Source organism: Chromobacterium sp. Ag138, from assembly GCF_055181315.1.
The window spans coordinates 2,511,618-2,522,631 of the sequence record NZ_JBUPWA010000001.1 but is presented as its reverse complement, the minus strand read 5'-3'; the positions used below and the strand labels follow the sequence as shown (position 1 = coordinate 2,522,631).

The following is an 11,014-nucleotide window of genomic DNA, read 5'->3' as shown; positions in this document are numbered from 1 at the left end:
CCGGATCCGCTGCCGCGCAGCACCACGCCATCGCTGGCGACCTGGATCGGCGATTCGAGCAGAAAGGTGCCGGGCGTCAGCAGCACTGCGCCCCGTACGCCGTTCACCGCCGGCAAGGCGGCTACCTTGGCGATGGCGGCCTGGATGTCGGCGAGATCGCTGGCGGCATTGCCGCTGGGCTTGACTGTCGCCTTCACCGGCGCGGCCGGCAGCGCGACGCCGCCGCCCATATAGCCGGCGCTGGAGAAATCTATGATGCGGTCGCCGTTGCCGTTCAGCGGCGCGTAGGCGAGGCCGCCCTGGCCATCGTCCTTCACCCAGCGGCTACGCGCGGTTTCCTTGCCCCACAGCGCCTGGCAGGACTGGGCGAAGGCGTCGTGGCGGATGGGCTGGAGCGGCGCGGCGGCGGCGGCCTGGCAGGCGAGCGCGGCGGCGGTTGCGCATGCCAGCCGCTTGATCGAATGCTTCATTGCTGAGGGTTTCCTGTCTGCGTTGAATGAAAGGCGGAGGCGCCGCCGGCCGAGCCGGTCTGAATTATTGTCGTGGCATATTGATAGCACGCCGCATATGTAAGTGTCTGTTACGAGATGGAGGCGGTATGTAAATCCTGGCCGGGAATACAGGGCGAAAAAAAGCCCCGGCCACAAGGGCGCGGGGCAAGTGGTGAAACGCGGGTCGAGAAACTCAGTGGGCCTGGCTGGTGTCGGCGACGCGGCTGGGCCTGGGCGCCAGCCAGATGGCGCAGGCGGCGACGACGAAGGACAGCCCCGCCAGCCAGAAGATCTGGTTGGTGGACAGCATGATGCTTTGCGCCTGCAGCGTCTGTTCGATCACCGCGCGAGCGGTGTCGCTGCCCATGCCGCCGGCGCTCAGCGCGCGCAGCGCGTCGCCGCCGCTGTCCACCATGCCGGCCAGCTCGGCGTGGTTGTAGCTGGCCTTGTCGTCCCAGGCGGTGGTGACCAGCGAGGTGGCGAAGGCGCCGGACAGCGTGCGCATGAAGCTCATCAGGCCGGCGGCCGAGGCCACTTCCGCCGGCTCCACGCTGGCCAGCGCCAGGCCGGTCAGCGGCACGAAGAAGAAGGGCATGCCCAGGCCCTGGAACAGCAGCGGCAGCGCCACTTGCCAGAAGCCCATGTCGGTGGTGGAGAAGCTGCGGTACAGCGTGACGCAGCCCAGCCACATCACGCCGCAAAACACCAGCTTGCGCGGATCCAGCCGCGAGGACAGCTGGGCGGCGATCGGCGCCACCATCACCGCCAGCACGCCGCTCATCGCGGTGGCGTAGCCGGCCTGGGTGGCGGTATAGCCCATATAGGACTGCAGCCACTGCGGCGTCAGCACGGTGGCGCCGAAGAAGGAGCCGAACGCCAGCGAGATGGTCAGCACGCTGGCCCAGAAGCCGCGGTGGCGGAACACCCTGAGGTCGACGATGGGCTGGGCGTCGGTCAGCTCCCAGATCAGGAAGGCGGCGAAGCCGATCGCGGCGACGATGGCCATGCCGACAATGGCCGGCGAGGCGAACCAATCCAGCTCCTTGCCCTTGTCCAGCATCAGTTGCAGCGAGGCCACCCACACCATCAGCAGCGCCAGTCCGATCACGTCTATCCGCAGCTTGAACACCTGGCTCTGGTAGCGCTTGAGCAGGTTCCAGCCGAGGAGGCCGCAGCCCAGGGCGATCGGCACGTTGATGTAGAAGATCCACGGCCAGCTGGCCTGGTCGCACAGCGTGCCGCCCAGGATGGGGCCCATGATGGGGGCCACCAGCGTGGTCATGCTCCACAGGCCTATCGCCGCGCCGGCTTTCTGTTTGGGGAAAATCTGCAGCAGCAGGGTCTGCGACATCGGCATCAGCGGGCCGCCGGCCAAGCCTTGCAGCACGCGGAACAGCACCAGCGTCTCCAGCGAGCCGGCCAGTCCGCACAGCATGGAGAACAGGCCGAACAGCAGCATCGAGCCGACGAACAGCCGCACGGTGCCGAAGCGCGCCGCCAGCCAGCCGGTCAGCGGCACGATGATGGCCTCGGCCACCGCGTAAGAGGTGATGACATAGGTGCCCTGGCTGGACGACACCGCCAGCCCGCCGGCGATATTGGGCACCGACACGTTGGCGATGGTGGTGTCCAGCACCACCATGAAGTTGGCGGCGGCCAGCACCAGCGCCGCCAGCCACAGCATATTGCCGGTCAGCGGTCGCTGGATTTCGCCGACCGCCGGATTCGCGCTAGACATGGCGGCCTCACTCGCTGACGTCGACGGTGGCTTCCATCGACAGCCCCACCTGCAGCGGATGAGCTTTCAGCTCGGCCGGGTCCAGCGCGATGCGCACCGGCAGCCGCTGCACCACCTTGATCCAGTTGCCGGTGGCGTTCTGCGCCGGAATCATCGAAAACGCGGCGCCGGAGCCGCCGGACAGGCCGGCCACCTTGCCGTGGTACACCACCTTGCCGCCGTAGAGGTCGGCGGTCAGCTCCACCGGCTGGCCGACGCGCACGCGGTTCAGCTGCACTTCCTTGAAGTTGGCGTCGACGTGGGCGTTCTGCAGCGGCACCACCGACATCAGCGGTGTGCCGGACTGGACCCGCTGGCCCACCTGGGCCTGGCGCTTGGCCACCACGCCGTCCACCTGGGCGCGGATCACCGTGCGCGCGAGGTCCAGCCGGGCCTGGTCGCGCTTGGCGCGCGCCAGCGCCACTTCGGGGTTGTCATCTACCGTGGCGTCGGCGGTCAGCGTCTGGTTGGCTTTCAGGCTGCCGATCGCGGCGCGGTAATTGGCTTCGCTCTGGCGGCTGGCGGCCTCGGCGGCCTTCAGGTTGGCCTGCGCGGTGGCGTAGGCGTTCTGCGCATTGCTCAGTTCCTCGCCGGACACCGAACCGTTTTTCGCCAGCGCCTGGCGGCGCTGCAGGTCGAGTTTCGCGCGCTCCAGGTCGGCGCGGGCCGAGGCCAGCTGCGCGGCGGAGCGGGCTTGGTCGGCGCTGCGGGCCTGGGCCTGGGCGCTCAGGCCTTCGTCGTTGGCGAAGTAGCCCTTCACCCGGCGTTCGGCGCGGGCGAGGTCGGCCTCGGCCTGGGCCAACGCCAGCTTGGCGTCGCTGTCGTTCAGCACCACCAGCACGTCGCCGGCCTTCACCGCCTGGGTGTCGACCACCTTCACCTGCTGGATGGTGCCGGCCACTTCGGGCGTCACTTGGGCGATCTCGGCGGCGACGTAGGCGTTATCGGTGCTGACATGATGGGAGCCGACCAGCGTCCAGTAGCCGCCGTAGGCGACGGCCGCCGCGGCGACGGCGCCGAACAGCAGCGTGAACAGCTTCTTGCGTTGCAGGGGATGGCCTGCGGCGGGCGCCGCGGAGGCCGGCAGGGCTTGTGCGTTTTCGCTCATGGCGGGTATTCCTAGTGTGTATGTTTTCCGGCGGCCTCAACGGGCGGATTCGGGAGCTTGGTAGCCGCCGCCGAGCGCCTTGACCAACGCCACGTCCAGCGAGAAACGGCGCGCTTGCAGATTGGCCAGGCCGCGGCGGGCGCTGATCACGCTGTCTTCGGCGGTCAGCACGTCCAGGTAATTGGCGAGGCCGCCGTCGAAGCGGTCCTGGCTGACGCGATAGGCCTCGTCGGCGGCGGTCAGCGCTGCCTGGCGCTGTTGCAGCTGCGGCATCAGCGCGGCCTGGCTGCTGACGGCGTCGGCCACTTCGCGCAGCGCCTGGCTCAGCGTGGCGTCGTAGCTGGCGACGGCGGCGTCGTAGTCGCCGCGCGCGGCGCGGTACTGGCCTTGCAGCTGGCCGCCGCGGAATATCGGCAGATTGATCGCCGGGCCGACGCCGGCGATGCCGGAACCCGCTTTGTCGAACAGCCCCAGCCCCAGCGACTGGGCGCCGACGAAGGCGGTGAGATTGATGTTGGGATAGAACTGGGCCTCAGCGGCGTCGATGCGCTTGGCCGCGGCTTCGGCGCGGAGGCGGGCGGCGGCCAGATCCGGCCGGCGGCCCAGCAGCTCGGCCGCCAGCGCGGCGGGGAGCCGCTGTTCGCTAAACAGCTTGGCGCCGGGGCGGGCGATGGCCAGGCCGCGATCCGGTCCGGCGCCGATCAGCGCCGCCAGGCTGTGGCGCTGCAGCGCGATGCTCTCGTCGGCGGCGGCGAGGTCGGCGCGGGCGGCGGCTTCGCGCGACTCCGCCTGGCGCAGCACGCCGCGGGTGTCCATGCCTTGCTGCCAGCGCTGCAGCATCAACTTGGCGGTGTGTTCGCGCACGTCCAGCGCCTGGGCGGCGGCGTCGCGCTCGGCGAACAGGCGCGCCAGTTCGGCGTAGCCGGCGGCCAGCGAGGCGGTCAGCATCAGCCTGGCCTGGGCCGCGTCGGCGCGGGCGGCGGTCAGGTCCGAGGTCGCGGCGGCCAGCGACGCGCGGTTCTTGCCCCAGAAGTCCAGCTCGTAGCTGAAATCCAGCGTGGCGCGGGCGCTGGTGTTGAAGCCGGCCGGCGCGGGCATCCCGTTGTTGTAGCTTTGCTTGTCGCGGTTCAGCGAGGCGTTCAGGTCCACGCCGGGCAGCCGCGCGGCGCCGGCCTGCTGGGCCAGGCCTTCGGCGCGTTCGACGCGGGCGCGGGCGGAGGCGAGGTCGGGCGCCTGGCTCAGCGCCTCGTCCATCAGCGCGTTCAACTGCGCGTCGCCGTATTTTTTCCACCATTGCTCATTGGCCCAGACGCCGTCCGAGGCGGGCAGGCTTTGCGTATTCTGGTATTGTTGCAGCGGTTTGATCTGCGGCGCCGGGCCCATGTCCGGCGTCGTCGCGCAGCCTCCCATCAGCGCCAGCGCTGCGGAGAGGCCGGCTGCTGGCAGCGGCCGCCAGCGGAAATATGCGGTTCTCATCGTCTCTGTCCGGTAGTGTTTTGACTGTACGGTACGGTATAGTTATATGGCGAGGCGAGATTTCTTGTCAAGAAAAATTGAACTGTACTGTTCAGTTTTAAGGATGGATATGCGCACAAAAAGCGAAAACAAGCGCCAGGGCTTGGTGGCGGCAGCGACCGAAGTTTTTGTCGAACGCGGCTACGAGGCGGCGTCGATGTCCGAGATATCGGCCCGGGCCGGCGGCTCCAAGGCCACGCTGTACAATTATTTTCCGTCCAAGGAGGCATTGTTCCTGGATGTGATGCGCTCATTGACGACGGAGCTGTCGTCGGCCTATGTCAAGCTGCAGCCGGGCGGCGATCTGGAGGAGGTGCTGCGGACTTTCGGCATGGCCTTCCTCGACAATCTGTTCAGCCCCGAGCTGCGCGCGCTGCACGCGATCGTGATGGGCGGCGGCAGCCGCAGCGAGGTGGGCAAGCTGTTCTATGAGAATGGGCCTAAAACCGGATGGACCAAGCTGGCCCACTTCATGGCGGCGGAGATGGAGGCCGGCCGGCTGCGCCAGGCATCGCCGTGGACCGCCGCCATGCATTTTCACGGGCTGCTGCAGTCGGAATGCCAAGCGGCGATGATGACCGGCCTGATCGACGAGCTGGCGCCGGCGTCGGAGCGGCCGGGCAGGGTGGCGGACGCGGTCAGGGTGTTCCTGGCGGCCTACGGCGCGGAATGACAGCGGGAAGTTCCCCGTGAGACAATGGGAGACTTATCCCACGCAGGCGCCGTCCGGCGCGAAAGGCCGCAAGATGAGTCTTCCCGATCTGTTCCCCTCGCTGTTCCGCTACAAGGCCTGGGCCGATGAAGAGCTGCACGCGCTGACGGCCCAGCTGGATGGCGAAGCCCATCCGGACAAGCGCCATCTCGTCATCCGCATCCTCAACCACATCCACGTGGTGGATCGCATCTTCGCCGGCAATCTGACTGGCCGCCCGCACGGCTATGCGGCGACCAATACGCCGGACACGCCGGAAGCGGCCGAGCTGCTGGCGGCGGCGCGCGAAACCGACGCATGGTACATCGGCTACGCCAGCGGCCTGAGCGAGGCCGAACTGGCCGAAGACGTCGATTTCACCTTCACCGACGGCGGCCATGGCCGGATGAGCCGCGCCGAGATGCTGATGCAGGTGATCACCCATGGCGGCTACCACCGCGGCGCGGCGGGGCGCGTGCTGGCCGAATGCGGCCTGCAGCCGCCGCGCGACCTCTACACCCGCTTCCTGCATGACAGCCAGCCGGCGCGCCGGCAGCCGGGCTGAGCTGTGGCAATTACTCCACATGAAGATGTGTTGCTGAAAATATTCTTCATGGCGAAAACATAAGGGCTTGTTACAATTGCCGCCGCCATTACGGCGGCATGCTTTTCAGATTGAGACGGAATCCGCTCCGGCTCGCGCTGCCGCCGTCTGGCGGGCGCAGCGTGCGCGGATATGCGGTCCGGCGGCGCCGGACATTTTTCGTCTCTTCCTGGAAAGCCAGCAAGCATGTTCAAGAACTGGTCGGTCAAACAGAAAATCCTGGTCAGCGTCGCGCTGATCCTGCTCATCGCGCTGGCCATCGCCGGCACGGTGTCCACCCGCATGTTCCAGTCGGCGCTGACCGAGCGCCTGGAGCAGCATGAACTGAAGGCGACAGTGGAGGGCATACGCAACGAGCTGGACGCCTCCATCGCGCTGCCCTTGAGCCAGACCCGCCAGCTGGCCGCCAACACCTATCTGTTGGACTGGACCGCCGCCGGCGAGCCCGAGTCGGGCGTCGGCCCCTGGCAGCGCTACGCCAAGGCGCTGATGCAGACGTCCGGCGCGTCCATCATCTCCTGGACCTCCGAAGCCACGCTCAACATCTACATCGACCACGCCACGGTCAAGGCCGACCCCAAGGGCAACGACAAGTGGCTGGCCGATTTCCTGGCCTCCGGCCGCGACAGCCAGTTCACGCTGGGTTCGGAAACCGGCAAGCAGCAGGTGATGATGTTCGTCAACGTGCTGGCCAACAAGGGCCAGGCCGGCCACCGCGCGGTGCCGGCGCTGGGCTTCGACGTTACCCAGATGGCCGAGCGCGTGCGCAAGATGGCGGTGGGCGAGCGCGGCCAGGTCTATGTGGTGGACGCCGCGGGCCAAGTGCGGCTGCACCGCGATCCGGCGGCGATGCAGAAGAAGACCCTGCTGGCCGAGCTGCCCGGCCTGTCGCCGATCGCGCCGCAGCTGCTGAACAAGTCCGGCTTCAACCTGGCGCATTTCGACGGCCCGGGCGGCCCGACCATCATCGCCTCCAGCTACATGCCCAACGCCGACTGGTTCGTGGTGGTGGAGATGGACGCCAACGAGGTGTACGGCGCGGTGACCCGCACCATCTGGTGGGTGGCCGCGATTGACGCGGTGGTGCTGCTGCTGTCCCTGCTGGTGATCTGGCAGGTGTCCGGCTTCATCAGCCGGCCGCTGGTGCAGCTGCGCGACGCGATGCGCGCGCTCAGCTCCGGCCACGGCGATCTGACCATGCGCCTGCCGGCCGACAGCCGCGACGAAACCGGCCAGGTGGCGGCGGCGTTCAACCAGTTCATGGAGCAGCTGCGCGCCATGTTCCTGCAGGTGCGCGAGCAGAGCGGCCAGCTGCACCGCAGCGCCGGCGAGCTGGCGCGGATGACCGAGCGCCTGTCGGCCGGATCGCGCCACAACGCCGACCTCAGCGAAACCACGGCCGCCACCATTGAGCAGCTGTCGGTCAGTGTCAGCCACATCGCCGGCAACTGCCACGGCACCGCCGAGGCGGTGCAGCAGGCCGGCGCGCTGTCGTCGCAGAGCGCCGAGGCGGTGGGCAAGGTCAGCGTCGAGATCGGCTCGGTGGCATCGTCGATGGACGAGGTGAAGACGGTGATGGAGGAGCTGGAGCGCCGCTCCGCCCAGGTGGGGAGCATCGCCGGCGTGATCAAGGACATCGCCGACCAGACCAATCTGCTAGCGCTGAACGCCGCGATCGAGGCCGCGCGCGCCGGCGAGCAGGGGCGCGGCTTCGCGGTGGTGGCGGACGAAGTGAGGAAGCTCGCCGAACGCACCAGCCAGGCCACGGTGGAGATCGACGACATGGTTGGCGGCATGCAGCAGGGCTCGGGCCAGGCGCGCGAGCGGGTGGCGAAGACCTACGGCGCGGTGCAGGGCGGCGTGGAGCTGGCCGAGGAAGCGCAGCGCCAGATCGCCGAGATCCAGTCCAGCATGCAGCTGGTGGTGCGCCAGGCGGCCGAGATCCGCGACGCCGCCAGCGAGCAGTCCAAGGCCACCGAGGACATGGCGCGCACCGCCGAGCAGATGTCGTCGCAGGCGCTGCAGTCTGACGCCGAGATCGGCCGCGCCGGCCAGGTGGTGGCCGACCTGGAGCGCTTGTCGCAGTCGCTGGAGGGCGTGGTGTCGCGCTTCAAGCTGTAAGCGTGCTGCGCTTTCATACCCCTGTTCGCGGTTTGTAGGTTTTGCATCCGCTGCGCGGATGATGATTTTCATGGCCGGGGCTGCCCGGCGGGCAGGGAGGGGATATTTGCTTGGTCAAATATCCCCTCCACCCCTAAGACCCGCTAACAAAACCCCTGATCCTGCGTTGCGCCTCCTTGTCGTACTCTCTGTACTGCCTGCGTCGGCGCGCCTTGGCTCAGGGACTCTGCGAGGTTTTGTTAGCGGTTCTAAAAGCCACCCCGCAAGCCTGGCCTGCGGCTTCCCGCCGGTTCCCGTCAGGCCCGAGGCGCGGCTGAACTCACTGCGTGCGAATCTCTCACTGGGCGAGGCTTCATTTCGCCCAGTGAGAGATTCGCTCAGCGATGCGCGCTAACGTCGCGGGGCTCAAACAGGCAGCCGCTTAAGACCTCGGGCCTGCCACCCGGCGGCAGGCTTGGAGGGATCCGGGCGCATCGGATGCGCGGCTTTTTGCCAGCGGCTTCTTAAAGTGCTGCGAAAAGATCGCCAGCAGGTTCTGAGAAGCGCGGCGGGCTCAGCCCTCCCCTTGCCGCGGCGCGAGGTAGTCGGCGAAAAAATCGATGAAGGCGCGCACTTTTTCCGGCAGGTGGCGGGTGTCCGGGTAGACCGCGTACACGCCTTGCCGCGGAAATGCCCAATCCGGCAGCAGGCGCGCCAGCGCGCCGGCGGCCAGGTCGTCTTTTACCTGCCAGTCCGGCAGCAGCGCCACGCCGCAGCCCTGGCGCGCGAAGTCCAGCAGCGCGCCCGAGGTGTCGGCGACGATGCGCGGCGCGTCGCCGGCGTCCAGCATCGCTTCCCCGCTTTTTCCCGTCAGTTTCCAGCGCAGCGGCGCCGCCAGCCGGCTGTGCGCCAGCCAGTCGGCGCGGGCGAGCGCGTCCACGCTTTCCACTTGCTTGCCTGGTTGCGCCAGATAGCCGGGCGAGGCCACCGGCCAGATGTCGAACTCCTCCAGCAGCCGCGCGCGATAGCTGGAGTCGTTCAGCGAGCCCAGCCGGATCGCCACGTCCACTTGTTGAGAAATCAGGTCGGCATGCCGCGACGACGACTCCAGCCGCACCGCCAGCCGCGGATGCAGCCGGGCGAAGGCCGCCAGCGCCGGTATCACCCGGCGGCGGCCGTATTCCGGCGTGGTGCTCACGCTCAGCGTGCCCTGCAGGCCGCCGTGGCCGCGGCGCGCGTCGTCCATCGCCGTTTGCGCCATGCGCAGCACATGCAGGCAGTCTTGGTAGAAGCGCCGGCCGGTTTCGGTCAGTTGCAGCCGGCGGGTGCTGCGGGTCAGCAGGGCCACGCCCAGCTCGGCCTCCAGCTGTTTCAGGTTGAAGCTGACCACCGCCTTGCTGTGGCCCAGCGCCTCGGCGGCGGCGGTCAGCGAGCCGCTTTCCACGATGGCGGCGAAGATGCGGAAGCGTTGCAGGCTCATGTCCGGGTGGGCTTTATTGTCAAAATGATTTTGACAGTTTAATCGATTGTGGGTGGTTTTTCTGGTGATCGGGCGGGACTAAGCTGGCCTCCGTCAAGCAAGGAGGTTGGATGCATGGAGTATCGCAAGCGCGTGGCCGCGGTGTACCTGTTGGGGTTTTTCATCGATCTGGCCAATCTTTTCGTCGGCAATGTCGCCTTTCCCGATATCGCCCGCACTTTCCAGCGCGACGTGGCGGAGCTGGCCTGGGTGGGCACCGCCTACATCCTGGGGCTGACCGCGGTGATCCCGCTGGGCAACGGGCTGGCGGCGCGCTGGGGCGGCAAGCGGGTGTTCGTCGCCTCGCTGCTGCTGTTCATGGCGGGCTCGGCCGGCGCGGCGCAGGCCGGCTCGCTCGGCGCGCTGATCGCCTGGCGCGGGCTGCAAGGCCTGGGAGGCGGCTTGCTGATTCCGCTGGGCCAGACCATGACCTATCGCTTGTACCGGCCGGCGGAGCGGCCCGGTCTGACCGCAATGATCTTGCTGGTGGGCCAGCTGGCGCCGGCCCTATCGCCGACGCTGGGCGGGCTGGCGCTGGACGCGTTGGGCTGGCGCTGGATTTTCTGGCTCAACCTGCCGCTGGCCGCCGTGCCGCTGGTACTGGCGTTGTGGTGGCTGCGGGACGAGCGCGAGCCGGAGCCGGCCGCCGGCCTGGATTGGCGCGGCTTGCTGTTGGGCAGCCTGACCTTGCTGTCTGTCTTGCAGGGGCTCAGCGATCTGGCGCAACCGTCCACCTGGGGGCGCGGCGGCGCGCTGCTGGCGGCGGGCCTGGCGCTGGGCGCGGCTTACGCGCGGCACAGCCGCCGGCATCCGCGGCCGATATTGCGGCTGGAATTGCTGCGCGAGCCGCTGCTGCGGATGTCGATGCTGATGTATCTGCTGGTGCCGGGCGCTTTCATGGGCGTCAGCCTGGTGGCGATGCTGTATCTGCAGCAGGTGCTGGGCGTGTCGGCATCCGCCGCCGGGCTGTTGATGCTGCCGTGGTCGCTGGGCGCGTTCGCCGCGATCGCGCTGACTGGGCGCGGCTATCGCCGCCTGGGGCCGAGGCCGCTGCTGATGGCCGGCGCGCTGGCGCAGGGCATCGGTTTCCTGAGCTTGCTGGCGATAGACCGCTCCGGGCAGCTGCCCTGGCTGGCCGGCAGCTACGCGCTGATGGGCCTGGGCGGCACCTTGTGCAGCAGCGCCAGCCAGAGTACGGCCTTCCTGAAG

Annotated in this window: 9 protein-coding genes; 4 read left to right on the top strand and 5 right to left on the bottom strand. The window is 68.3% G+C overall.

The window, feature by feature from the left end:
- The 4 genes from ACY3GB_RS11585 to ACY3GB_RS11570 form a co-directional block, all read right to left on the bottom strand.
- Positions 1 to 470 (bottom strand): hypothetical protein (locus ACY3GB_RS11585; RefSeq protein ID WP_463088875.1); only part of this gene is annotated, 470 nt, incomplete at its 3' end.
- Between the two features lie 214 nt (positions 471 to 684).
- The gene (locus ACY3GB_RS11580) at positions 685 to 2,229 is read right to left on the bottom strand and encodes a DHA2 family efflux MFS transporter permease subunit (RefSeq protein WP_463088874.1); all 1,545 of its coding nucleotides are present in this window, start codon (positions 2,227 to 2,229) and stop codon (positions 685 to 687) included.
- A gap of 7 nt (positions 2,230 to 2,236) precedes the next feature.
- The gene (locus ACY3GB_RS11575) at positions 2,237 to 3,376 is read right to left on the bottom strand and encodes an HlyD family secretion protein (RefSeq protein ID WP_463088873.1); all 1,140 of its coding nucleotides are present in this window, start codon (positions 3,374 to 3,376) and stop codon (positions 2,237 to 2,239) included.
- A gap of 36 nt (positions 3,377 to 3,412) precedes the next feature.
- Positions 3,413 to 4,852 (bottom strand): efflux transporter outer membrane subunit, encoded by a 1,440-nt coding sequence (locus ACY3GB_RS11570; RefSeq protein WP_463088872.1) that lies wholly within the window; start codon positions 4,850 to 4,852, stop codon positions 3,413 to 3,415.
- A gap of 109 nt (positions 4,853 to 4,961) precedes the next feature.
- Between ACY3GB_RS11570 and ACY3GB_RS11565 the strand changes: the two genes are divergently transcribed.
- The 3 genes from ACY3GB_RS11565 (at position 4,962) to ACY3GB_RS11555 (ending at position 8,307) form a co-directional block, all read left to right on the top strand.
- Entirely contained in the window at positions 4,962 to 5,564 is a 603-nt protein-coding gene (locus ACY3GB_RS11565; protein WP_463088871.1) for a TetR/AcrR family transcriptional regulator, read from the top strand.
- Between the two features lie 16 nt (positions 5,565 to 5,580).
- On the top strand, positions 5,581 to 6,147 hold the full coding sequence (locus ACY3GB_RS11560; RefSeq protein WP_463088870.1) for a DinB family protein: 567 nt from the start codon (positions 5,581 to 5,583) through the stop codon (positions 6,145 to 6,147).
- Positions 6,148 to 6,372: 225 nt separating this feature from the next.
- Positions 6,373 to 8,307, top strand: coding sequence for a methyl-accepting chemotaxis protein (locus tag ACY3GB_RS11555; protein ID WP_463088869.1), 1,935 nt, complete (start codon positions 6,373 to 6,375; stop codon positions 8,305 to 8,307).
- 553 nt (positions 8,308 to 8,860) lie between these two features.
- Here the strand turns inward: ACY3GB_RS11555 and ACY3GB_RS11550 are convergent.
- Entirely contained in the window at positions 8,861 to 9,766 is a 906-nt protein-coding gene (locus ACY3GB_RS11550; protein WP_463088868.1) for a LysR family transcriptional regulator, read from the bottom strand.
- A 114-nt stretch (positions 9,767 to 9,880) separates the two neighbouring features.
- Between ACY3GB_RS11550 and ACY3GB_RS11545 the strand changes: the two genes are divergently transcribed.
- Positions 9,881 to 11,014, top strand: a 1,134-nt coding sequence (locus ACY3GB_RS11545) for an MFS transporter (protein ID WP_463088867.1), incomplete at its 3' end; no start/stop codon positions are given.

Bases quoted from the DNA above. Each gene is read 5' to 3' on its own strand.
- ACY3GB_RS11575 (WP_463088873.1), bottom strand. From the start codon at position 3,376: ATGAGCGAAAACGCACAAGCCCTGCCGGCCTCCGCGGCGCCCGCCGCA.
- ACY3GB_RS11550 (WP_463088868.1), bottom strand. From the start codon at position 9,766: ATGAGCCTGCAACGCTTCCGCATCTTCGCCGCCATCGTGGAAAGCGGC.
- ACY3GB_RS11555 (WP_463088869.1), top strand. From the start codon at position 6,373: ATGTTCAAGAACTGGTCGGTCAAACAGAAAATCCTGGTCAGCGTCGCG.
- ACY3GB_RS11570 (WP_463088872.1), bottom strand. From the start codon at position 4,852: ATGAGAACCGCATATTTCCGCTGGCGGCCGCTGCCAGCAGCCGGCCTC.
- ACY3GB_RS11565 (WP_463088871.1), top strand. From the start codon at position 4,962: ATGCGCACAAAAAGCGAAAACAAGCGCCAGGGCTTGGTGGCGGCAGCG.
- ACY3GB_RS11580 (WP_463088874.1), bottom strand. From the start codon at position 2,229: ATGTCTAGCGCGAATCCGGCGGTCGGCGAAATCCAGCGACCGCTGACC.